Source organism: Ensifer aridi (genome assembly GCF_002078505.1).
Lineage (GTDB): Bacteria > Pseudomonadota > Alphaproteobacteria > Rhizobiales > Rhizobiaceae > Sinorhizobium > Sinorhizobium aridi.
The window spans coordinates 107,741-131,958 of record NZ_LUAV01000032.1 but is presented as its reverse complement, the minus strand read 5'-3'; the positions used below and the strand labels follow the sequence as shown (position 1 = coordinate 131,958).

Annotated in this window: 18 protein-coding genes; 3 read left to right on the top strand and 15 right to left on the bottom strand. The window is 63.2% G+C overall.

Annotated features, from left to right (window positions below):
• Positions 1-53: 53 nt before the first annotated feature.
• From AYK65_RS23060 to AYK65_RS23035, 6 genes are read right to left on the bottom strand one after another with little or no spacing between them, the layout of a single operon-like run.
• A complete protein-coding gene (locus tag AYK65_RS23060; protein ID WP_081161362.1) occupies positions 54-824 on the bottom strand; it encodes a glycerophosphodiester phosphodiesterase family protein in 771 nt (256 codons plus the stop codon).
• Positions 825-835: 11 nt separating this feature from the next.
• Positions 836-1,714: an ABC transporter permease gene (locus AYK65_RS23055; RefSeq protein ID WP_046117446.1), complete on the bottom strand. Its 879-nt coding sequence runs from the start codon at positions 1,712-1,714 to the stop codon at positions 836-838.
• 11 nt (positions 1,715-1,725) lie between these two features.
• Entirely contained in the window at positions 1,726-2,652 is a 927-nt protein-coding gene (locus AYK65_RS23050; RefSeq protein ID WP_081161098.1) for an ABC transporter permease, read from the bottom strand.
• The gene (locus AYK65_RS23045; protein WP_139793321.1) at positions 2,649-3,647 is read right to left on the bottom strand and encodes an ABC transporter ATP-binding protein; all 999 of its coding nucleotides are present in this window, start codon (positions 3,645-3,647) and stop codon (positions 2,649-2,651) included. Before AYK65_RS23045 ends, AYK65_RS23050 begins: the two co-directional genes overlap by 4 nt.
• Complete coding sequence (locus AYK65_RS23040) at positions 3,644-4,648, bottom strand: ABC transporter ATP-binding protein (RefSeq protein ID WP_081161358.1); 1,005 nt, start codon at positions 4,646-4,648, stop codon at positions 3,644-3,646. The genes AYK65_RS23045 and AYK65_RS23040 overlap by 4 nt, the downstream gene beginning before the upstream one ends.
• 46 nt (positions 4,649-4,694) lie before the next feature.
• On the bottom strand, positions 4,695-6,323 hold the full coding sequence (locus tag AYK65_RS23035; RefSeq protein WP_081161093.1) for an ABC transporter substrate-binding protein: 1,629 nt from the start codon (positions 6,321-6,323) through the stop codon (positions 4,695-4,697).
• Positions 6,324-6,641: 318 nt separating this feature from the next.
• Between AYK65_RS23035 and AYK65_RS23030 the strand changes: the two genes are divergently transcribed.
• Entirely contained in the window at positions 6,642-7,586 is a 945-nt protein-coding gene (locus tag AYK65_RS23030) for a sugar-binding transcriptional regulator (protein ID WP_026615786.1), read from the top strand.
• A gap of 209 nt (positions 7,587-7,795) precedes the next feature.
• On the top strand, positions 7,796-9,865 hold the full coding sequence (locus AYK65_RS23025; protein WP_081161091.1) for an ATP-dependent helicase: 2,070 nt from the start codon (positions 7,796-7,798) through the stop codon (positions 9,863-9,865).
• A gap of 48 nt (positions 9,866-9,913) precedes the next feature.
• Here AYK65_RS23025 and AYK65_RS23020 read toward each other — a convergent pair whose 3' ends face one another.
• The 8 genes from AYK65_RS23020 to AYK65_RS22985 form a co-directional block, all read right to left on the bottom strand.
• A complete protein-coding gene (locus AYK65_RS23020) occupies positions 9,914-11,644 on the bottom strand; it encodes an ABC transporter ATP-binding protein (RefSeq protein ID WP_081161089.1) in 1,731 nt (576 codons plus the stop codon).
• Positions 11,641-12,564 carry an ABC transporter permease gene (locus tag AYK65_RS23015; RefSeq protein ID WP_081161088.1) on the bottom strand — a complete coding sequence of 308 codons (924 nt, stop codon included), beginning with the start codon at positions 12,562-12,564 and terminating at the stop codon, positions 11,641-11,643. The genes AYK65_RS23020 and AYK65_RS23015 overlap by 4 nt, the downstream gene beginning before the upstream one ends.
• Positions 12,565-12,567: 3 nt before the next feature.
• Positions 12,568-13,482: an ABC transporter permease gene (locus AYK65_RS23010; RefSeq protein WP_046117453.1), complete on the bottom strand. Its 915-nt coding sequence runs from the start codon at positions 13,480-13,482 to the stop codon at positions 12,568-12,570.
• Between the two features lie 83 nt (positions 13,483-13,565).
• The gene (locus tag AYK65_RS23005) at positions 13,566-15,074 is read right to left on the bottom strand and encodes an ABC transporter substrate-binding protein (RefSeq protein WP_081161086.1); all 1,509 of its coding nucleotides are present in this window, start codon (positions 15,072-15,074) and stop codon (positions 13,566-13,568) included.
• An 86-nt stretch (positions 15,075-15,160) separates the two neighbouring features.
• Entirely contained in the window at positions 15,161-16,066 is a 906-nt protein-coding gene (gene kdgD, locus AYK65_RS23000) for a 5-dehydro-4-deoxyglucarate dehydratase (protein WP_081161084.1), read from the bottom strand.
• Positions 16,067-16,130: 64 nt separating this feature from the next.
• On the bottom strand, positions 16,131-16,883 hold the full coding sequence (locus tag AYK65_RS22995; protein WP_026615792.1) for a FadR/GntR family transcriptional regulator: 753 nt from the start codon (positions 16,881-16,883) through the stop codon (positions 16,131-16,133).
• Positions 16,884-17,062: 179 nt separating this feature from the next.
• Positions 17,063-17,755, bottom strand: a complete 693-nt coding sequence (locus AYK65_RS22990) for a L,D-transpeptidase (RefSeq protein ID WP_051440561.1) — start codon at positions 17,753-17,755, stop codon at positions 17,063-17,065.
• A gap of 4 nt (positions 17,756-17,759) precedes the next feature.
• Positions 17,760-18,839: a L,D-transpeptidase family protein gene (locus AYK65_RS22985; protein WP_081161083.1), complete on the bottom strand. Its 1,080-nt coding sequence runs from the start codon at positions 18,837-18,839 to the stop codon at positions 17,760-17,762.
• 338 nt (positions 18,840-19,177) lie between these two features.
• Here AYK65_RS22985 and AYK65_RS22980 point away from each other — a divergent pair, with 338 nt between their 5' ends.
• Entirely contained in the window at positions 19,178-19,627 is a 450-nt protein-coding gene (locus tag AYK65_RS22980; protein WP_026615795.1) for an FKBP-type peptidyl-prolyl cis-trans isomerase, read from the top strand.
• A gap of 62 nt (positions 19,628-19,689) precedes the next feature.
• Here the strand turns inward: AYK65_RS22980 and AYK65_RS22975 are convergent, their stop codons facing one another.
• Positions 19,690-23,931, bottom strand: a complete 4,242-nt coding sequence (locus AYK65_RS22975) for a beta strand repeat-containing protein (RefSeq protein WP_081161080.1) — start codon at positions 23,929-23,931, stop codon at positions 19,690-19,692.
• Positions 23,932-24,218 lie beyond the last annotated feature (287 nt).

Here is a 24,218-nt window from a genome sequence, read left to right as displayed (position 1 = left end):
GAGCCTATCGACGAAACTGGTCGGCTCACAAACGTTCGTCCCGATGTCATGGTTCAATGAGATGGACTGCAAGGGTCTGCTTTATGCGGCAAGGCGCCGCGCAGACGGAGCGCCAGATCGGGCCGGTCGGATGTCAGGTGGCCGATACCTCGATCGAGCCAGTAACGGATTTCCGCTTCTTCATTGAGGGTCCAGACGCACAGGCGCTCCAGCGGCACTGTGCTGCGGATCAGCTCCCACTCGGCCGCCATCAGCTCGTGATGGACCGCGACGATCTCGACGAGCTCGTCGACGGCAGCGAGAAAAGCGGCGAGACCTCCCTGCCGCCTCGCCCAATCGGCGTTTACGGAAACGAGGCGCGCGACGTGCGGCGCATGGCGGCGGCAATCCGCCAGCACGGATGTATCGAAAGAGGTGAGATGGGCGCGATTATCGACGCCGAAGTGCCGAAGCTCCTCCGCGACGCGCAGGGCGATGTCCGGATAAGGCGTACAGGTTTCATCGACCTTGATCTCGACATGCAGGTGCGGACCGCCCTCGGGTGCGAGAACGGCCAGCACATCCGCCAAGGTCGGAATCACCTCGTCTGTATCTCGCAGTCTCGTCGTCGCCCGCGCCTCAGGCGCCAGCCGACGCACCGGTCCGGTCGCTCGCGCAGTCCTGTCGAGCATGGCGTCGTGGATGACGAGTAGCTCGCCAGAATCGGTGAGATGCACGTCGAACTCGATCGCATCGACCCCGAGCTGCACCGCATGGCGAAAGCCCATCAGCGAGTTTTCCGGCCAAAGATTGCGGGCGCCGCGATGGCCGATGATCTTTGTCATGCCAATATTCCTCATCGCAAGGTGGGATCGAGCTTGTCGCGGAGCCAGTCTCCGACAAGGGAGATGGAAAGGGTCGTGAGCATGATGACGGCGGCCGGGGCGAGCATGATCCAGGGGGCGCGGGTCAAATATTCGCGCCCGAAGCCGACCATATTGCCGAGGCTCGTTTCCGGCGGCTGCACGCCGAGACCGAGGAAGGAGAGCCCGCTTTCCATCAGGATGATTTCCGGGAAAGTCAGCGTCATCGATACGATCAGGGTCGATGCGACATTGGGGAGGATATGACGAAGATAGACCCGCGCCGGCGTCGCGCCGAGCTGCACCACCGCGGCCGCATAGCCCTGTGCTCCGGCCGAGATCGCCAATCCGCGGGCGATGCGCGCATAGCGCTCCCATCCATAAAAACCCATCAGGCAGACGAGCAGCATCATGGAGGAACCGAAGAAAGCCAGCACCGCGAGCGACATGATGAGAAACGGCAGAGCCGCCTGGAAATCCGCAAGCACGAGCACGAGGTGCTCGACCATCCCGCGGAAGCGCGCCGCGGCGAAGCCGAGCGTCGTGCCGAAGACGGCAGACAAAATCGTCGCGCCGAAGGCGATGATCAGCGACACGCGGATCGACTGGATCAGCCTCGACAAGACGTCCCGGCCAAGTTCGTCGGTGCCGAGCCAATGCTTGAATGCGCCCGGTGAAGAAAGCCGGCTCGTCAGATCCATGGCGGTGATGTCGTAGGGCCGCAGGTAGCCGGCAAAAAGGGCAATCGCGACCATGGCCGCCAACCAGAAGACGCCGAACGCCACCGAGATCGGCATCTTTCGGCGGAGCGATGCGGTGAAGCCTCGGAGTCCCCCCGGCGACGCCCTCTCGGTCACATCAACAGACGCCATCCCGTATCTCCTCAATGAGCGGCATGCGAACGCAGGCGAGGATCGAGCCAGCCGTAGAGCAGGTCGACGACAAGGTTCGACACCACCATCGCCGCAGCGATGACCAGCAGAATGCACTGCACGACGGCGAGGTCGCGATTGCTCACCGAAACCACCAGCAAGCGCCCGATGCCCGGCCAGGAAAAGATCGATTCCACGACGACGGCGCCGGCGATCAGCGAGCCGACCATGAAGCCGACAATCGTCACGATCGGGACCGCGGCAGTGGGGAGCGCATGACTCCAGATCACGTCACGCCATTTCAATCCCTTGGCCGAAGCGGTCCGGATATAGGGTTGGCCCATCACCTCGATCATAGCACTGCGCGAGAAGCGTGCGAGAATGCCGATGCCGCCGATGCTCATCGTGATCGTCGGCAGGATGCCGTGCACCCATGTATTCTGGCCGCCGGACGGCAGTACGCCGAGAAGAACCGAAAAGACCAGCACGAGCACCAGCCCCATGACGAAGGACGGGATGGTGAAACCCATGATCGCCAGCATGATGACGCCGCGGTCGGCGAAGCTCTGGCGGTGAAGCGCGGCATAGACGCCGGCGGGAATACCGATCAGAAGCTTGAGGATCAGCGCCGGCACGGTCAGTTGCAGCGTCGCCGGCACCCGCTCCAGGACTAGATGAAGCGCCGAGGCCTTGTCACGCATGGAGACGCCGAAATCGCCGGTGAAGATCGACTTGATATAGGCGAGGTATTGTACCCACAGCGGCTGATCCAGGCCCCAGGTCCTGCGGAAGGCATCGAGCGCGTCCTGCGGAACGTCCGGACCGAGCATGACCTGCGCCGGGTCGCCGGACATGCGCAGCACGACGAAGGCGAAGGTCACGACGGCCAGAATCGTGATCACGGCCCGAAGCAGCCGCACGAGAACGAAGCGGATCATGCCCGTCTCCTCAATGTCTCGATCGACGCCGCCTCGCCCGCCACGATGTGGCAGGCTGCCGTTCGTCCGCTGCCGATCTGGCGAAGCGCCGGCACGCTCGTGCGGCAGATGTCGCGTGCAAGCGGACAGCGGGGATGGAAGGCGCAGCCCGAGGGCCGTTCGGCCGGATTGGGCGGCTCCCCCTGCAGGATCATCCGGCCTTCGAGCGGCTTGCCGGGGACCGGCACGCTCGAGACCAGCGCCTTGGTATAGGGATGCTGAGGAGACTGGAAGATCACGTCGGACGAGGCCTCCTCGACGATCCGGCCGAGATACATCACGGCGACGCGATCGGCTATGTTGCGCACGACCTTCAGGTCATGGCTGATGAAGACCATGGCGATGCCGTTCTGTTCCTGCAGGTCGCGCAGCACATTGACGACCTGCGCCTGGATCGAGACGTCGAGGGCGGAGACGGGCTCGTCGCAGACAAGCAGCTTCGGCCGCGAAGCGAGAGCGCGGGCGATGACCGCCCGCTGCCGCTGGCCGCCGGAAAGCTCGTGCGGGAAACGCCCGGCCTGATCGGGGCGAAGGCCAACGGCCGCCATCAGCTCCGCGACGCGGGCAGCGCGGTGCTCCTTCGGGATCATCCGGTGGATCTCCAGCGGCTCGCCGATCTGTGCTGTGATCGTCAGGCGCCGGTCGAGCGCCGCCAGCGGGTCCTGGTAGACGAGCTGCATTTTCGCACGGAGCGCCCGCCATTCCGCCGTCCCGGATTTCGGCATCGGGCGACCCGAAAAACGCACCTCACCGGCCTGCGCCGGATCGATGCCTAAGAGCATCCGCCCCAATGTCGACTTGCCGGACCCGGATTCGCCGACGATCCCGAGCGTCTCGCCCTGCACGACCGCGAGCGAAACGCCGTCGACGGCGCGAACCGGGCTCGTGCGGCCGAAGAGACCGCGCCGGGTTTCGTAGATACGGAGGAGATCGTTCGCTTCGATCAGCGGATTCACTGCATCACCCCTTGGGGAATTCTTCTCCTGGAGGCGGCCAAGGGCACGGGACGGGTGCATGCGAGCCGGCGGCCGTCATCCAGCGGCGTGAGAGGCGGACGCTCGCGCCCGCAGGCATCGACAGCACGCGGACAGCGAGGGGAAAAGGAACAGCCCTCCGGCAGGTGTTTCGGGTTCGGCACCGTTCCGGAAATGGGAAGGAGCCGTTGACGCGGCGCGTCGATCCGCGGAATGGCATCGAACAGCCCGCGCGTATAGGGATGCCGCGGCTCCGAGAAGAGTTGCGCCACGGTCGCCTCCTCGACGATACGGCCGGCATACATGACGCAGACGCGCTCGCAAACCTGCGACACCGCCCCGAGGTCATGGCTGATGAAGACGAGCGCCATGCCGGTCTCGGCCCGAAGCGTGTTCAGAAGATCGAGGATCTGCGCCTGGATGGTCGCATCCAGCGCCGTCGTCGGTTCGTCCGCGATCAAGAGGTCCGGCTGCCCGGCAAGCGCCATCGCGATCATCAGGCGTTGACACTGCCCGCCGGAGAACTCGTGCGGATAGAGATCGAAGCGCCGCGGCGGATCCGGGATGCCGACCATGTCCATGAGCCGCAAGGCCTCGGCTCGGGCGGCCCCACCGCGAAGGCCGCGGTGGAGGCGAAGCGCCTCGACGATCTGCCGGCCGACGCTGAGAACCGGGTTGAGCGAGCTCGACGGGTCCTGGAAAATCATTGCGATCCGCCCGCCCCGGATCTCTTCCAAGGCGGAACGCCGGGCGCCGCACAGTTCGCGGCCATCGACGCGAACGGAGCCCGTGACCGCCGCCTTGCCCGGCAGCAGTCCGAGCGCCGCGAGCCAGGTCACTGACTTGCCGCAGCCGGACTCGCCGACAAGGCCGAGCGCCTCTCCTCTGGCGACATCGAGATCGATGCCATGCAGAACTTCCACGCCGTCGAACGTGACCTTCAGATCCCGCAATTCCACCAGATTGGGATTGGCTGAGCCCATTTCTCCTCCCCGCTTGGCTCCGGCCGCGGCGGCAGCCGGGGCTGCCTCAGCCGGCCCAGTTGGAGGCCCTGAAATCCATTGCGAAGGCGGGCGCCGCCTTCCACTTCAACGAGGACTTCACACCGGTGAATACCGCGTTCTGGTGCAGCACCTGATAGACCGGGTCTTCGCGCTCACAGATCTCGAGCATGCGGGCGAAAGCCTTCTTGCGCTTGGCGTGATCGGTGCTGGTTTCGAGAATCTGGGCCATCTGGTTGGCCTCGGCATTCGTCCAGTCCTTCTTCTGCTGGACCTCGCCGTTCGGTCCGAAGCCCGCGACGATCGAGGAGACGGGGTCGCCGAACGCGGCGCCGGCCGACCAGTCGCGCACGCCCTTGACGCCCGACGGATCATGGATCTGTCCCCAGTTCTCCTTCATCTCGATCTCGACGTTGAGCCCCACCTGCCGCCACATCTCGGCCATGATCTGACCGTTGGCGGTCTGGTTCGTGTAGTAGTTGTTGAGGAGACGGAAGGGGATCGCATCGCCCTTGTAGTTGGCCTGCTTCAAAAGATCCTTGGCGAGCTGCGGGTTATATTCCGGAACGGCCCAGCCTTCGATGAACATGTCGCCGTAGAAGGGGAATTGAAGACCGGCCGGAACGGTCGTCTGGCCCGCCCAGAGCGCCTCGACGATCGCCTGCCGGTCGATCGAATGGGTCATGGCGCGACGGACCAGCGGATCCTGAAGGATCGGGTTCTGGACATTGAAGACCGAGATGCGGTGATTGTGGATGGTGGAACCCTGTACCTCGTAACCGGCCGCGCCCTGAACGGTAGCGATCTGATCCGGCGGCAGGTCGCAGGCGAAGTCGTACTCGCCGGAAAGCAGGCCATTCACGCGTGAGGAGACTTCGGGAACCTCGACGAAGCGGATTTCTTCGAGCGGCGGACGGCCGCCCCAATAGTCGTCGAAGGCGACGAGGGTCAAGGAGACATCCGGCTTGTGTTCGCCGACCATGTAGGGACCCGTGGTGGTCGGCCTGCGCGCCCAATCGATATAGGTCTTGGCCTCGTCCCAGGCGCGGCGATTGGCGATCTGGCTGCCGAAGGCGTAAAGGCGGCCCTCAATGGTGACATCCGGCGTCGCGTTGTGGAAGCGGACGGTATATTTGTCGACGGCCTCGACACCGGCGAGCGCCGGCCACAGACGGCGGCCGGTGCCCGGGACGATTGCCGGCAGCTCCTTGGCATTCGCCGGCTTGTGCTCGTCTTCGAAGATCGTCTTGCCGCCTGCCGGCTGCGTATTGCCGAAGACGCGCTGCGCCGAGAAGCTGAACACGACGTCGTCTGCGGTCAATTCGTCGCCATTGTGGAACTTCACGCCCTGACGCAGCTTCAGCTCGAGCGTCTTGTCGTCGATACGCTTCCATTCCGTGGCAAGGCCCGGGACCGGGCCCTGATCGCCCATCCAGTCGCGCAGGATCAGGCCTTCCCAGAGATTCGGAAAGAACACGCGCTCGCCGACATTCGACGTTTCGTTCCAGACGTCCAGCGTATTGTTGATGGTGATCTTCTGCACCGCAATCGTGACGGAGGGGCGCTTGCCCTGGCCCAAAGCAAAGCGCGGCAGGACCATGCTGCCTGCAGTCGCGCCAATGAGACCAAGCGCGCCGCGCCGACTAATCGAAAGCATAGAAACCTCCTTTAATGATAGAGTGACCATCCCGCGGCAGAGACGTTCAAGGTCCCTTGTAGGCGCGGCGATGCGTCGTTTTCCTGATGTTTCGGTGAAGCTTCGGTGACAGGGACAGAGGCAATGGAGGGCTTGGCTGCGCGCAGCTCCTTCGGCAGACGATCCTGCGCGGTAGCCTGACGGCGTCAGCACAGCATCGCAATCGGAAATCCGGGAAACTGCCGTCATGGGATAGAGCCCAACATGATGTCGTTGACAGCCAATTAGTTTACATATGTTACATACTTGTGACGTTTGTAACAATGGGGAACCGAACTTGTGGGGCAGCAGGAGTTAATGATCAGAGCCGCCTGGCTCTATCACGTGGAGGGGCTGACACAGGCCGAGATCGGCGAACGCATGCATCTCACGCGTCGCCGCGTGAACGAGCTTCTCGCAGCGGCGCTCGAAGAGGGGATCGTCCGCATCAGCTTCAGTTCGCCGCTCGCTGAAAATGTCGAACTCGAATCGCGGTTGCGCGACCATTTCGAATTGGAAGACGCTGTGGTCGTGCCGACCCCGGCTGACCCGCGCCAACTGCATTCCGTGATCGGCCGCGGCGCCGCCGCCTATCTGGACCGCCTGATCCAATCGCGAAGACCGGCGTCGATCGGCGTCGGCTGGGGCGCGACGCTGCGCGAGACGATGCAGCACATGACGCCCGCCAACGAGCCGGAGATTGACGTGCGCTCCATGATGGGCGGCCTGACGCACGGCTCGGAAATCAATACCTTCGAGATCGTCCGCGGCTTCGCCGAGGTTCTGAAGGCGCAGTGCCATTACTTCGCGGCGCCGATCTATGCCGAAAGCCCGGAATCGCGGGAAGCCATCATCGCCCAATCGGTGTTCCGGACGATTTTCCGCCAGACCTGCGACGTCGACATTTCCTACCTCAGCGCCGGCGACGTTTCGCAGCAATCGCTGCAGGTGCGCTACGGCCTGCCCGAAGGGACGAATGTCGCCGACCTCATTGCCGTCGGCGCAGTCGGCGACCTCTTGGGCCGCTATCTCGACGCTGAAGGCAAGCCGGTCGATCATCCGCTGAACAGGCAGGTGCTTTCGCCGGAACTGGACGACTATCACCGGATTCCTTGCCGCATCGTTGCCTCTGGCGGCCCCCACAAGCGCGACATTCTGCTGGCGCTGGCTCGAGCGAGACTGGCGACGATCATCATCACCGACGCAGAGAGCGCGAAAGCCATGCTGCTGCACGCCTTAGCGTAGCACTCAAGAGAATGGACGCGGAACGCACCAGTGCCGGGACCGGACGCCGGCGCCGATGCCGATGCCGACGGATGGCGCGGTTCCGCATGCAGGCACTTTTCAACTTGTGAGGAGCCGGATTATGTTCCAGCTTTGTTCCCGTCACTCGGGTGATTCGTCGCGTCTTGAGAATTTTCGGGCGCGGCGGAAAGCGGAAGCGAAGTGGATCCATGAGCGCGGCCTATCTGGAAAAACTCAACGAACGCCAGAGAGAAGCGGTCGAACACGGTATCGGTCTTGCAGACGGCGAGATCGGCGGACCTCTTCTCATCATCGCCGGCGCCGGCTCCGGCAAGACCAATACACTTGCCCATCGCGTGGCGCATCTGATCGTCAATGGCGCAGATCCGCGCCGGATCCTGCTCATGACCTTTTCCAGACGCGCCGCATCCGAGATGGCGCGCCGCGTGCAGCGGATCTGCCGGCAGGTTCTCGGTGACAACGCCGCTATCATGACGGATGCACTCGCCTGGGCTGGAACGTTTCACGGGATCGGCGCACGACTGCTTCGCATCTATGCGGAGCAGATCGGCTTGAATATCGACTTCACCATTCACGATCGCGAAGATTCCGCGGACCTGATGAATCTCGTCCGCCATGAACTGGGATTCTCGAAATCGGAAAGCCGCTTCCCGACGAAGAGCACGTGTCTCGCCATCTATTCGCGCGTCGTCAACTCGGAGAGCTCGATCACCGAGGTCCTGAAGTCCTCCTACCCTTGGGTGGCCGGGTGGGAAGAGCAGCTCAAGCAACTCTTCGCCGGATATGTCGAAGCCAAGCAGGCGCAAAACGTCCTCGATTACGACGACCTGCTGCTCTACTGGGCGCAGATGGTCTCCGATCCGGAGCTCGCCGACGACGTCGGCAGGCGCTTCGACCACATCCTTGTCGACGAGTATCAGGACACGAACCGCCTCCAGGCCTCGATCCTCATGTCCTTGAAACCTGGCGGTCGCGGCCTCACGGTCGTCGGCGACGACGCGCAGTCGATCTATTCCTTCAGGGCCGCGACGGTGCGCAACATCCTCGACTTCCCGAAGGAGTTCTCCCCGCGGCCGGCGGACGTCATCACGCTCGACCGCAATTACCGCTCGACGCAGCCGATCCTCGCGGCAGCCAACGGCGTCATCGACCTCGCCCGCGAGCGGTTCACCAAGAACCTCTGGACGGATCGGCAATCGGAACAGCGACCGCTTCTCGTCACCGTCAAAGACGAGACGGATCAGGCGAGCTATATCGTCGAACAGGTTCTGGCGAACCGCGAGGTCGGCATTCGGCTGAAGCAACAGGCCGTGCTGTTCCGCTCGTCCAACCATAGCGGCACATTGGAAGTCGAACTGACCCGACGAAACATCCCTTTCGTAAAATTCGGCGGCCTGAAGTTCCTGGACAGCGCTCATGTCAAAGACGTGCTGGCTGTTCTCCGCTTCGCCCAGAACCCGCGTGATCGCGTTGCCGGCTTCCGTCTTTTACAGATGCTTCCAGGGATCGGCCCGCAGACGGCCGGAAAGATCCTCGACACGATCGCCGACGATGCAGAGCCTCTCCTGTCGCTCGCCGAGATCCCCCCTCCCCCGAAGACCGGCGAAGACTGGACCAGATTCGTTACGCTCCTGTCAGGCTTGAGAAAGGCTGGGGCGGGCTGGCCAGGAGAGATCGCCCTTGCCCGCGCCTGGTACGAACCGCATCTCGACCGCATCCACGAGGATGCCGATACCCGCAAGGCCGATCTCCTCCAACTCGAGCAGATCGCCGGCGGCTATCAGAGCCGCGAGCGCTTCCTTACGGAGCTCACGCTTGACCCGCCGGACGCCACCAGCGATCAGGCCGGCGTGCCGCTACTGGACGAGGACTATCTCATCCTTTCCACAATCCATTCGGCCAAGGGCCAGGAGTGGCGCTCCGTTTTCATGCTCAACGTCGTCGACGGCTGTATTCCCTCCGATCTCGGGGCCGGCAGCAGCGCCGAGCTCGAAGAGGAACGGCGGCTGCTCTATGTCGGCATGACGCGGGCTCGCGACAGCCTTACGCTTCTGACGCCGCAGAGATTCTTCACAGGTGGGCAAAACGCGCTGGGAGACAGACACGTCTATGCGTCACGCACGCGGTTCATCCCGGCGACACTGCTTCAGTTCTTCGAAACGGCGACTTGGCCGAAGGTGCGAGCGACTGCCGGCGAGCGCAGCGCCCGGCAGGTCCGGGTCGATGTCGGAGCACGAATGCGATCCATGTGGAAGTGACGTCATCTCACTGTGGCGTCTGGCCGGCAATCAGGTTCCGGTGAAGTGTCATCCCGCCATGCCGCCGTTTCTCGCCCGCCGCGCTCGAAGCTCGCCTGGCGTGGCCGACGGCGCTTCAGTGGACATCAGCCATTTCGGCTTCGGCACGGCCTTGAGCAGGCTCTGCGTGTATTCGTGTTGCGGCGCGCCGAACAATGTCGGGGTCGGGCCCTCTTCGACGATCTGTCCTTGTTTCATCACCAGGATCCGATCGGCGAAATGGCGCACGATCGGCAGGTCATGTGTGATGAAGATATAGGAGAGGCCGAGTCTCGTGCGAAGGTCGGCCAGAAGATCGATCACCTGCGCCTGGATCGAGACATCGAGCGCGGAGACCGCCTCGTCGCAGACGATCAGTTCCGGCTCGCTCGCCAGCGCCCGGGCAATCGCGATGCGCTGCCGCTGGCCCCCGGAAAACTGGTGCGGGTAGCGCTCGGCGTGCTCCGGCTTGAGGCCGACCAGGTCCAGAAGCTCCGCGACCCGATCGCGCCATCGGCTCCTGGGCAGGAGATCGCGGTGGATGGCCCAGGGCTCTGAGATGATCGCCTGGACGTTCATGCGCGGGTTCATGGAGCCGTAAGGATCCTGGAACACCATCTGGACCTTTCGCCGAAACGCCACGAGGCCCTTCCCACTCATCTCGAAGATGTTTTCGCCTGCATAGATCGCCTTGCCGGAGCTCGGATCGTTCAGCCTGAGCAGAACGCGTGCGATGCTCGACTTGCCGGAGCCGGACTCCCCAACGATGCCGAGCGTCTCGCCTTTCCTCACTTCGAAAGTGACGTCGTCCACTGCCTTGAACGTGCGTTTACCGGCAAAGGCTCCGGATGCCAGCACATATTCCTTCGTCAGATGCTCGACCTTGAGAAGCGTCTCGCCTGTGGCGTCCGCCGATCGTCTGTGCGACGTTTCCGCCGCGTCACCATGGGGGAGTGCGGCGATCATGCGGCGCGTATAGGCGTGCTGTGGGTTGCTGAACACCTCTCGGGCGAGACCGGATTCCACAACCTTGCCCGCATTCATGACGATGATCCGGTCCGCCATGGATGCGGCAACCTCGAGATCGTGAGTAATCATGACGAGCGCCATGCCGGTCTCGCGCTGGAGGTCGCGCAAGAGATCGAGAATTTGTGCCTGGACGCTGACGTCGAGCGCCGTCGTCGGCTCGTCGGCAATCAGGATATCGGGCTTCAGCGCGATCGCCATCGCGATCATCACGCGCTGGCGCTGCCCCCCGGAGAACTGGTGCGGATAGAAATCCACCCGGCTCTCCGGCTCGGGAATGCCGACGCGCCGGAGCAGTTCGATTGTGTTGGCGCGCGCTTGCCTGCCACGTGCCGCGTCATGGCTCTCGAACACCTCGGCGATCTGCCGTCCGACGGTATAGACCGGATTGAGATAGGCGAGCGGATCCTGAAAGATCATCGCGATCCGCCGGCCGTTGATGTCGCGGCGGGCCTCCTGATTGAGGCGAGAGAGTTCGGTGCCGTCCAAGAGGCAGGAGCCGGAGACGATATCGCCCGGCGGGCAGTCGATGAGATCCATTACGGTGCTCGTGCTGACGCTCTTGCCCGAGCCGCTTTCGCCGAGGATCACGAGTGTTTCGCCGCGGTCGACGTGGAAGGAGACGTTGTCGACGGCGCGAACCGGTTTGTCGTTCGACAGGAAATCGACCGTGAGCCCTTCGATCTTCAGAATAGGCCCCTCGCCCTTCGGAATGGGATTGTGTGCGTTCTTCATCGGGCGGCCTTTCGCAAAGTCTGCAGACGCCAGCGTTGTTGCGGATCGGCGACGGTTCGCGCCCAGTTCGAGAGGATGTTGAGGGACAGCGTCGTCAGCATGATGGCAAGGCCGGGCCAGAAGGCGATCCACCAGGCGGTTGCGAGATAGCCGCGCCCGTTCGCCACCATCGCGCCCCAGGTGAAGTCCGGCGGCTGGATGCCAAGGCCGAGGAAACTCAGAGCCGATTCCGACAGGATGACGGTCGCGAAGTCGATGGCCGAGATCGTGACTAGGGTCGGCAGGACAAGCGGCGCAATGTGCCTCAGGAGGATCCGGGCGGGTCCGGCACCCATCGAGCGGGCGGCGCTGACGAACATGCGCTCACGCAGCTCCAGCACTTCGGCGCGCGCGGTCCTGAGATAGATCGGCATGCGCGTGATGGCGAGCACGACCACGAGATTGGTGATGCTAGGGCCGAGCGTGTAAAGGACGATCAGCGCCAGAAGCAGCGACGGAAAGCTCATCACCACGTCTGCGAGGCGGAGGATCAGATGGCTGTACCAGCGCTCGGAATAGCCTGCGACGAGACCGAGCGTGCCGCCGATGAGCATGGATGTGAAAACGGCCGCCGCAGCGATGCCGAGCGTGTTCTGCGCGCCGACGATCAGCCTCGCCAGCACCGGTCGGCCGAGCGTATCGGCACCAAGAAAGTAGATCCAGCCGTGCTCGAAAGCGAAAGGAGCGAGATTGCGCTGGCGCAAGCCCAGCCGCGAGGCGCCGTCGCCTACTAGCCAAGGGCCAAGGAGGGCGGCGAGCACAAGGATCGCCAGGAAGATGGCTGCCGCGAGCGCCAGCCTGTCTCGTTTCAGGTAGGTGAGCAGGACTCGCGGCTTGCTCGCACCTGCAGACCCACGGCTGTCGGGGGTGATGATCGTCATGGCTCAATACCGGATGCGCGGATCGAGGAACGCATAGAGCAAGTCGATCGCGATGTTCAGGATGAAGATGGCCGTCGCCGTGACCAGGATCGTCGATTGGACGACGGCAAAATCGCGCTGGATGATCGAGTCGATCATCAGCTTGCCGATCCCCGGCCAGCCGAAGATCGACTCGACCACGACGGCGCCGTTGACGAGGCTCGTCGCGAGATCGCCGGCAACGGTGACAACGGGCAGGAGCGAGTTGCGGAGCGCGTGTCCGAAGATGATCTTCGTTCGCCGCACGCCCTTGGCGCGGGCCGTCTTGATATAGGGCGAGGCGAGCGCCGACAGCATGGCTCCGCGCACGACCTGGACCAAGAGCCCGAAGGGGCGAAGCGTCAGCACCAGGATCGGCATGATCCAGTGCGCCCAGCTTCCAGTGCCGGAAGTCGGCAGAAGCTCGAGGCCAACCGCAAAGACGAGGATGCCGACGATGGCGACCCAGAAATCCGGAGCGCTCGCGCCGGCGAGAGACGCGACGCTAGCGACGCGGTCGAAGAGGCTGCCCGGGCGCGCTGCCGCAAGCGAACCGACGAGTATCGCCAGCGCGGACGACAACGTGATCGCGACGAATGCAAGCTTCAGCGTCTCAGGAAAAGCCTGAAGCGCGACCTCCATGGCCGAGCGGTTCTGGCGCAGCGACTGGCCGAAATCGAGCTGCAGCAGGTCCTTGAGATATTCGATGAACTGCCACGGAATCGGCTGGTCGAGTCCGTTCAATCTTGCGAATGCCGCCCGCGCCTCGGCCGTCGCGTCGAGCGGCAGGTACAAGGCGGACGGGTCGCCGGTAAGCCGCGTCAGAAAGAAGACCAGCGTCAATAGGCCGAGGACCGACACGATGCTGTGGGACGCACGGCGCCCTATATAGCTGAACATTTCCGATGCCCTTCGAAGGTATCGCGCAGAAGCATTTCAGATGGACCGCAGGGTGGCACCGGCCACCCTGCGGGTCCCGTCGATCAATCCTTGAGACGGATATTGGCCAAGGGGATTTCACTGTTGGTCGTGATATCCGGTTTCCAATCGAGTCTGGCGCCGACGCGCGTATAGCCGATCATGTGGAACATCGGGATGTCCGCGACCACCTCCTTGCGCGCCTTGTCGAAGATCGCCTTGAAGCTCTTCGTACGATCTTCGCCGGTAGCTGCGAGCGCCGCGTCGATCTCCTTGTCGAGGGCTGGGTCGGCGAGCGTCGAATAATTGCCGCTCGAACGATAGAAGATTGGGATGGTGAAGGCCGCGTCGCCCTTGTTGTTGTCGTGCATCATCTGCAGGAGGTTGGCGCCGCGCTCCTCCGGGAAGGGCTTCTGCAGGTATCTGAGCCAGTCGGCGACGTCGAGCATGGTGAGCTTGACGTTGAGACCCACGGCCTGCCACATCGTCATCATGGCTTCCATCGCTTCCGCGCCGTTCGGATAGATGCCGTTGCGGCCTATGAGCTTGATCTCGGTATCGACGGCAACGCCGTCTGCCGCCGCCTCCTCGAGCAACTTCTTCGCCTCTTCGGGATCGTAAGGCCAGGCTTCGAGCTTTTCGTCGTGGCCGTTGATGCCCGGAACGACCATCTGCGACGCACGCTTGACGTCATCGCCGAAGAGCTGGGCGAGACCTTCCCAATCGATCGCAAGATTGAGCGCCTTGCGCACCCGCAGATCGTCAAGCGGCGGCTGGGCCGTGTCGATGCGGATAGCGGTCGTTTCCGAGTTCAGATAGGCGAAGTCCGTTTCCGGATTGCTCGCATCCTGAATGGCGATCGACGGCGTCAGGTCCGCTTCGCCGGTCTCGACCATGGCGGCGCGGATCGAGGATTCCGGCCGCCAGACATAGGTCGCCTTGGTGAACTCCGGCTTCTGACCCCAATAGCCGTCGAAGGCATCGAGCACGACGGTCTCAGGCGAAAAGGTCGAAAGCTTGAAGGGGCCGGTCCCGACCGGATCGTTGACGGCCTTGTCCTCCGGCGTCTTCGGCGAAACGACCATGACCACGCTCAACAGCGTCGGGAGAATGGGTTGGGGCTTATCCGACTTGATCTCGACGGTGAGATCGTTGACGGCGGTGACCGTCAGCTTCGCATCGCCGAATTTCGCAATGTTGCTGCAGGTGAGCTTGCCGCCGGTCATCCGGTTGATCGAGAAGACGACCGCTTCCGCATTGAAGTCCGAGCCGTCCTGGAATTTCACGCCGTCGCGGAGCTTGAGCCGCCAGGTTACCGGATCGACCTGGGTCCATTCGGTGGCGAGCTTCGGCTGCGGTTGCCCGGTCTTCGGGTCGATCACCGTCAGCGGCTCGACCACATTCTGGCTGAGTATCTGCCCGACATTGGTGATGATGGTGCCGCAGGGCTCAAGATTTGCCGGCTGCTCCGGCAAAACGATGCGGATTTCCTCTGCCCCCTGCGCCATTGCCGACGAGGCGGCGGCCGTCATCAGGACGGCGGACGCCATTGCAAGAACACTTGATCTCTTCATGTTTTCCTCCCTTGGTGTTTTGAATTTCGGCCTCTCCGGCGGGCATCCTCGTCCCATTCGCCCGCCGGCCTGCCGAGATCTCTCAATCAGGCTGCAGCCTTCTCGATCAGCTCTCGCAGCGTTTCCCTCTCCTGCGGCTTCAGATCCGTCAGCGGCGGACGCACCGGACCCGGCGTCCGCCCGATGAGATCGACACCGGCCTTGATGATCGAAACCGGATAGCCCTGCTCGCGATCGCGCAGCACCGCGAAGGGGAAGAAGAAGCGGTGAAGGATCTCGTCCATGGTCGCCCGGTCGCTCGCGCGCATCGCCTTGTAAAAGCGCTGCGCCAGTTTCGGCACGAAATTGAAGACCGCAGAGGAATAGGTCGTAACGCCGACACCGTTGAAGCCCTCCGCGAAGAGCTCATGCGTCGGCATGCCGCCGATATAGGTGAGCCGGTCGCCGAGCTTCGCCGTCACGTGGCGGACGAGATCAACCTTGCCGGTGCCGTCCTTGAAGCCGATGAGGTTCGGGCAGGCATCGGCGAGACGGGCTACGGTCTCGGCATTGGCGACCGAATTGGCGCGATTGTAGATGATGACCCCAAGACCGGTGGATTCGCATACAGCCTTGACATGCCGGTAGATGCCCTCCTGCGGCGCCTCCATGAGATAGTGCGGCAAAAGCAGAAGACCGTCGGCGCCGACGGCCTCGGCGTGGCGGGCGGTCTCCTTGGCGAGTTCAGTGCCATAGCCGCAACCGGCAATGATCGGCACGTCGCCGGAAGCTTCCTTGGCCGCGCGGGTGACCTTGCCGACTTCCTCCGGCGAGAGGGAGAAAAATTCGCCCGTACCTCCGGCCGCAAAGAGTGCCGCCGCTCCGAAACCGGAGAGCCACGCGACGTGCTCGCGATAGCTCTTGAGATTGAGGCTGAAGTCGTCGTTGAAGTGTGTGACCGGAAACGACAGCAGGCCCGAGCCGATGCGCGACTTGATTTCATCTGGCGACAAAGGAATTCCTCCCACGAATTGATATGATGTCGTGGGAAATTCATATGATGACTTTCGCGACGAGTCAATCGCCCTTCTCGCGATTGCCGGTCGAGCGCCGGATCATCAATGAACGATAGCGCTTGATTCCGGTGACGAGGTGACGGCGCATCGCATCGCGCGCCTTCTCCGGATCGCGGGCGAGGATCGCTTCGGCGATCTCGCGATGCTCCTCGAGGATCGGCTGGTCGCGGTTGGGCAGCGGATCGACGCCGCCCATCACCGTCTTGAACTTCACCCGCGGGATCATCCGGCGGCCGACATGCTCCAGAAAGGCCTTGAATCGCGCATTGTTCGTGGCGGTGGCGATTGCCATGTGGAACTGGAAGTCCGCGTCGTCCGTGGGCTTGCCCTCCGCGACGAGATCGGCAAATCTCTCGACCTGCGCCTGGATCTCGGCCTCTTGCGCGGGAGAACTCCGGGCGGCGGCGAGACCTGCGGCTTCGACTTCTATGCCGATGCGAAGCTCGAGTTCCTCGATGATATCGGAAATCTTGTCCGTCTCGTCGGTGAACAGCTTCAGCCCCTCATCGGCGGGTCTCGGGCCGATCACGAAGACGCCGGCCCCTTGCCGCGATTCCACCAGCCCGTCGGCGCGCAGCGCGGCGATCGCCTCCCGGATCACGGTACGGCTGAACCCGAAACGATCGATGAGCGCGGGTTCCGTCGGAAGCTTGTCACCCGGCGCATAGAAACCGGCCTCGATCTGGCCGCGCAGCGCATCCGCGACCTGTGACGCAAGTGACCTGCGGGGTATTCGCTGTTCGGCTTGCTGCATGATTCCTCCAGACTTTGCATCGCAGATCATCCATAGCCGGAGCCGGCGCCAAAAGCCAGATCATCCTATGAAATCCTGCGAATCAGCCGGGAGTCATCTTACGACTTCGAGTCGAAGCAGGTCGCGGCGACTACAACAACGCGGACCGCAAAACAGGCGCGAGCTCACGGCGCGAGCTCCTACGCTGCGTATTCCAGCTCGGCTCCCGAAAGGCTGGTGACGACGATGGGGGTGCCGTTCGGAACCCGGTTGTAGAGATCGATCACATCCTGGTTGATCATGCGCACGCAGCCGGACGACACCGACTTGCCGATCGTCCACCATTCAGGCGATCCGTGAATGCGATAGAGCGTGTCCTCGCCGTTCTGGAATATATAAAGGGCGCGCGCCCCGAGTGGGTTCATCAATCCGGGCTCCATGCCGCCATTGGCGATGCTGTAGGGCTGGAGCTCCGGCTGACGCGCGACCATCTCGTCAGGGGGCGTCCAGCGTGGCCATTGCCGCTTGTACTGGATGACGCCCCTGCCGGCCCACTCGAAGCCTGCCCGGCCGAGGCCGACGCCGTAGCGCATGGCCTGGCCGTTCTCGTAGGTCAGATAGAGGAAATGGTTTGCGGTATCGACGACCAGCGCTCCCGGACGCTCACCGGTCGGGTTTGCGACCATCTGCCGGTAGAAGCGGGGTTCGATCTTCTCGTAAGGTACCGCCGGCAGCGGGAAGAGCTCGTTCGGCTGCGGCCCGTACATGCTGGCATAGATGGACGTGTTTACGGGCAGCGGTGCGGCGGCGACCCTCGGCGCGGGCGTCGACGTGCAGCCCGCCAGCGTCGTCACAGCTGCGCCCGCCCCAAGCAGGAACGCACGGCGGCTCATCAGTTCATTGTGCAATTGGAGTCCTCGCGTTCCATTTCGTCGATCCGGAAAACGGATCAGCCAAGGCTGCATCCGGGCGGCTGACGGGATATTTCGTCCGCGAGATGCTCGCAGCCATCTTCTCGGGACCGTTCTTCTTCAAGAGCTCGCGGAAGCTTGGATGCATGCCGCCATCGACATAGGCACTCACCGGAACCGCTTTGTCGTCTTTGAGCGCGGCATCGACCTTCTGCCTTTCCGCGTCGAGCTTCGCGACGAACTGCGGCGCGGGCTGCGTCACTACGGCCGGACATGCGGTAAGGGGATCACGCGGCTCGCCACCCTCGAACTCGGCGTTGAAGACATAGCGACGTCCGCAGGCCGACACCTTGGGCTGCCGTTTGGTCAGCTCGAACCAGTCGTATCCCTCCTTCAGGGTCCGCCAGAACGGCATGTTTTCATCACCCTTGTGCAGTGCCATGTTTTCCGCCGTCATCCGGAACGGATAGGCCTGGACCTGGAAATGCTTTTGCCCGCCCTCGAGCGCCTTCTGGACGATGGCGTAGATCTCGCCTACGCCCTGGTCGGTCATGGCATAGCAGCCGGCGGACGAGCAGGCCCCGTGCACCATCAGCGCCTCCCCCGTATATCCCAAAGCCGATTCGAGCCGGTTCGGATAGCCGAGGTTGAAGGAGACATAGTACTGCGAGTTGGGATTGAGCATTCCCGCGGTGACGTGGTAGAAGCCCTCCGGTGCCTGGCGGTCGCCATCCTTCCTCTTCGGCCCGAGCTTGCCCGACCATCGGCACATCGGATAGGTCTTGAACAGCGCATAGGTGCCGGTCCTGTCGACCTTCCAGATTTCGAGCTCGCTTTCCTGTTTGAAGATGCGGACGAGAACCGGGCTTTCCGGCCGCATCCCCTTCTTCGACATCTCCGCCACCATCTTCCGCGAGAGTTGCGGCGGTGCCTTGGATAGGTCCTCCAGGCCCATGCCGATGCATCCGGACAGCGCTGCACCGATCGCCGCCACCGCGAAGGCGCGACGCAGGATGCGGCGGGACCCGGCTAGGGCTGGATGGTCGAATTTGAAAATCGAACGCATGCTCGAGGCTCGCCCGGTTGGATTAAGGTCGAAGGCTGCAAACAGAAAACGAACACGCACGTTTCCCGCGAAGGTGTTAAGCGTCCGTTAATCATACGTACACGATCGTTTGAAGAGGTGCGGAGGTAACGATTAGTTTATGAGCCGAGTCGGTGCCATCGCCCGCGCCCTGCTCCCGGCCAAGACAGACGCATTCGTATCGCTGCGGTTTACATTTGCCGTCGGCGCTCTAGATTTTTGCTGACATGGATGCCGGCATGCCCGGCATATCGCCCGGCGCAATGGGTCTGTGAGACCCGCGGCCGCAATTTTCCTCAAGCACAAGTCGAGAGCGAGACATGACCGAAGTAAAGAACGGCGACGTCGTTCGCATTCACTACACTGCCAAGCTGGCGGACGGCTCCGCGGTCGATTCTTCTCAAGGCGGCGAGCCGCTCGAATTCCAGGTCGGCGCGGGCGAGATCATTCCCGGTCTCGATCGCCAAATCAGCGGCATGGCCGTCGGAGAATTGAACACGGTCGCCATCGCCGCCGAGGACGCCTATGGCCTTCACGACGATTCAAAAGTGCAGATAGTGCCGCGCTCGGCGGTCCCCGAAGGGGTCGCGGTCGGGACCAGACTCCAGGGAACCGCCGGTGATGGCCGGCAGGTGGCCGTCACCGTCACGGGCGTCGCTGACGAGCAAGTGACGGTGGACGGCAATCACCCGCTTGCCGGCCAGGACCTGGTCTTCGATGTCATGGTCGTCGAAGTCCTCGGCAAATCGGCGGACGGCCAGCAGCGCTGACCCATGCGATTTTCAGAGTTCAGACGCTACGCACCCGCTGAATGCCAAGCGCGCGTCGCTGATCAGAACGCCTCATAAGCCGCGATTATTGCCGCGATTTGGTTTGAATCCATCGCCTCGACCTGCGGTGTGGTGATGGCCTGCAACTGATCGCGCCTGAGGCTGAGAATATCTGTCCTGGAAAGGCCGGAGATTGCGGCCGGCCTGATGGCCGCAATGTCGCCCGTCGAGAATACTATCAGATCCTCGGTTCCGAGCGCCTCGACCTGCGCCGCACTGAGGCTTGCGACCTGTGACGGGGTCAGGGCCTCCGTTTGGGCAGTGGTCAAGGCACCGATCTGTGTGGTGGTGAGGCCCGCAACCGCCTTCGGATCGAGAGCGGCAATCTGATCGGCGGAAAGTGCGGCGATCTTGTCGGTACCCAAAGCTGCGACCTGCAGTGCGTTGAGGGCGCCGATCTGTGCCGGGCTGAAGGCGCCCAGCTGGTCTGAACTCAAGGCACGCAGCTGATAGTAGCCGAGGTTTGCGACCTGCGCCGGCTTCAAGGCCGCCGTCTGTTCAAGATCGAGCGCGGCGATATTTTCGGGAGACAATCCCGTTATGGCTGTCGCGCTGATCGCGCCGATATCCGCTGTCGAGAAGGTTGCGAGGTCTTCCGCGGCGAGCGCCGCGACCTGTGCGGAGGTAAGCGCTCCGATCTGCGCCATGGAGAAAGCATCGATCTGGCTGGGCGCGAGGGCGGCGATCTGTCCGGGAGTGAGGCCCGTGACCGCCCGCGTGTCGACGGCGGCAACCTGTTCGGTCGATAGCGCAGCGATGCTGCCGGTCGTCAGCGCGGCTACCTGGGTAGCGCTCAAGGAGCGGATCTGTGCTGCCGTGAAGGCGCCCACCTGCGACGGACTAAGCGCCTCGATCTGGCTTGCCTTCAATGCGGCGGTCTGGCCGGACGTCATCGCGGACACCTGCTCTAAGGTGAGCGCCGAAACGTTCTCGGCGGAGAGTCCCGAAATCGCGGGCGTGCTGATTGCCGCGAAATCGGCCGGAGAGAGAGTTGCCAGGTGTTGGGTGGTAAGCGCCGCGATCTGCCCCGAGGTGAGTGCTCCGATCTGAGCGGTGGAGAAGGCGTCGAGCTGAACGGTGGTGAGCGCTGCAATCTGGGCAACGGTCAGACTCGCGACCGCCTTCGCATCGAGAGCGGCAATCTGGTCGGTGGAGAGTGCAGCAATTTTTTCATTGCTGAGGCTCGCAACCTGCGTCGCGGTCAAGGCCCCGATCTGCGTTGCCGTCAAGCTATTCATCTGTGAAGGGGTGAGGGCAGCGATTTGAGCGGGCTTCAAGCCCGTGATTTGAGCCGGCGTCAGGGCGGAGACCTGCTCGATCGTGAGTGCGGCAACATTTTCGTTGGAGAGCCCCGAAATTGCGGCCGCACTGATCGCGGCGATGTCAGCCGCCGAGAACGTCGCCAGATGTGCGGTGGTAAGCGCCGCGATCTGGGTCGAGGTGAGCGCACCGATTTGCGCGCTGGAGAGGGTGTCAACCTGACCGGGGTTCAAGGCTGCGACCTGGCCGGCGGTCAAGCCGGGGATCGTCTTCGTGTTGAGGGCGGCGATCTGAGCGGTGGAGAGTGTCGCAATACTTTCAGGCGTCAGAGCGGCAACTTGGAGAGCAGTCAAGGCGCCGATCTGCGTGGTCGTCAGCGCCGCGACCTGAGCGGGCGTCAAGGCCGCGATCTGGCTGGCTTTCAGTCCGGCGATTTGGGCCGGCTTCAGGGCAGAGACCTGCTCCAAGCTAAGTGCAGCAATGATTTCGGCGGAGAGTCCGGAAATTGCAGTTCCGGTGAGCGCTGCGATCTCATCGATCGAGAAGCTAGCCAGGTCTTCGGCGCTAAGCGCCGCGACTTGTGCCGAACCGAGGCCGGCCACCTGAGAGGCGGTCAAGGCCTCCAACTGGACAGCCGTGAGGGCCGCGATCTGAGCGGCAGTAAGACCCGCGACCGCCTTCGTGTTCAAAGCGGCGATCTGTTCGCTGGAGAGTGCCGCAACGCTGTCGGTCGTCAGAGCGGCTACCTGTGCAGTGCTCAAAGCCCGGATCTGCGTCGCCGTCAAGGCGTCGACCTGCGCGGGCGTCAGCGCCCCGACCTGACTGGCTTTCAGTGCCGCGATCTGCCCCGACGTAAGGGCGGAGACCTGGTCTGGTGTGAGTGCCGCAATATTTTCGTTCGACAATCCCGGTATCGCCTTCGCCCCGATCGCCGCGATCTCGTCAGCCGAAAAAGCCGTGAGCTGCTCGGAGGTAAGCGCCGCCACCTGCGCCAGGCCCAGAGCCCCGATTTGCGCGGCGGAGAAGGCGTCTACTTGGCCGGGGGTCAAAGCTGCGACCTGGGTTGGGGTCAGGCCGGCGACGGCCTTCGCGCTCAGGGCGGCGATCTGGTCGGTCGAAAATGCCGCAATCTGGTCGGTCGTCAGAGCGGCAACCTGAGCCGCGCTCAACGCGCCGACCTGCGCCGTCGTCAAGGCCCCGATCTGAAACGGGGCAAGAGCACCGATCTGGTTCGGCTTCAGGCCTGCTATTTGAGCCGGCGTCAGGGCCGCGATCTGCTCCGGGGCGAGGGTGGCAAGCGTTTCCGGGCCCAGCCCCGAAATTGCCGTGGCGCTGATCGCCGCGATCTCGGCCGCTGAAAAGGTCTCTAAGGCTGCGGCGCTTAGCGCCGCGACCTGCTTCGAGCCGAGATTCGCAATCTGACCGGAGGTCAAAGCCTCGGTCTGAGTGGTGGTCAAGGCCGCAATCTGCGCTGGCGTCAGACCGGCGACCGCCCTGGTGTTGAGGGCAGCAATCTGGTCGGTCGAGAGTGTGGCAATCCTATCGGTCGGCAGAGCAGCAAGCTGCGTCGCGCTCAAGGCGCGGATCTGCGCCGCCGACAAGACGTCGATCTGCGTCGGGGTCAAAGCTGCGATCTGGTTGCTCTTCAGCGCTGCGATCTGAACTGCCGTCAAGGCGGAAACCTGCTCCAACGTCAGTGCGGCGACACTCGCGCTTGACAGTCCGGAAATTGCGGTCGCGCTGATCGCCGCAATATCATCGGACGAGAAGGCTGCCAGATTTTCGGAACTGAGCGCCGCGACCTGCGCCGCGCTCAGGCGTGCGACCTGAGAGGTGGTCAAGGCCTCCGCCTGGGCCGTGCTGAAGCCTGCGATCTGTGTTGGTGTCAGACCCACGATCGCCTTCGTGTTCACGGCGGCAATCTGCTCCGCCGAGAGAGCCGCAATACTGCCGGTCGTCAGGGCACCGATCTGGATCGAGCTCAGGGTGCGGATCTGCGCGGTCGTCAACGCACCTGCTTGCGTCGGAGTCAGAGCCCCGATCTGGTTAGCCTTGAGCGCGGCGATCTGGAGCGGCGTCAAGGCGGAAATCTGCTCCGGCGTGAGAGCCGCTACGCTAGCGGCGGACAGTCCCGGTATCGCTTTCGTGTTGACCGCCGCGATATCCGCAGCCGAGAAGGTCGCGAGGTCTTCGCTGCTGAGCGCCGCGACCTGCGTCGCGGTCAGGGCTCCAATTTGTGCGGGGGAGAAGGCGTCTATTTGGCTAGGCGTCAGGGCAGCGATCTGGGTGGCGGTCAGGCCCGGAACCGCTTTCGTGTTCAGGGCGTCCACTTGTTCGGTGGAGAGTGCGGCGATACTGGCGGTCGTCAGAGCAGCAAACTGGATCGCGCTCAAGGCGCGGATCTGCGCTGCATTCAAGACGCCGACCTGCGAAGGGGTCAAAGCGGCGATCTGGTCGGGCTTCAAAGCCGCAATCTGGGCCGGTGTCAGAGCGCCGATCTGCTCCAGGGTGAGTCCAGCAATTTTTTCCGGGGACAGCCCCCGTATGGCCGCCGGGTTGATCGCTGCGATATCCGCCGTTGAAAACGTCGCGAGGTCTTCGGTGCTAAGCGCCGCAATTTGCGAGGCGCTGAGGCTTCCAACCTGAGAGGACGTCAGAGCGTCCGCCTGGGCTGTCGTCAGGGCCGTAATCTGTGCCGTGCTGAGTGCGGCAACCTGAGGCGTGGCCAGGGTTGCGATTCTGTCTGTCGTCAGGGCGGCGAGTTGGTCCAAAGTCAGGCCGATGATGGCCTTCGGCAATATCGCGTTTACCTGCGTGCTCGTGAGCCTAGCGACGCCGTCGGCCTTCAGGGCGGCAATCTGAGAAGAGGAGAGCGCACTGACCTGTGCGGGAGTCAACCCCGCGACGTCGTCCGCGCTCCAGGCAGCGATCGCTGTGCTCGGAAGAGACCTGATCTGATTGGGGCTCAGGGAAGAAACGGTCATTACTGCAAGCCTTTCGCAGCGCGTTGTTCTGCCACCAGCCGCAGGAGGCGGTGCAACTGTGCTTGCGACAGCTTCAACGCCATTGAGCATGCTGCTGGCATGTCGCTCCGGCCGGATGCTGGAACCAGCGTCGACCATTGGAGCTCCATCGACGGAATTGAAGCTTTAAAGGTCATGGCTTGCCCGAGACTGAGTTTTAGTACGCTGCAGCTACTACCGGAGGCTGCGCCCGCACGGCCCTAATTTCTTGGCGGCTCGCTCGACCGAGCCGGCGTCGGAGCCGCTCA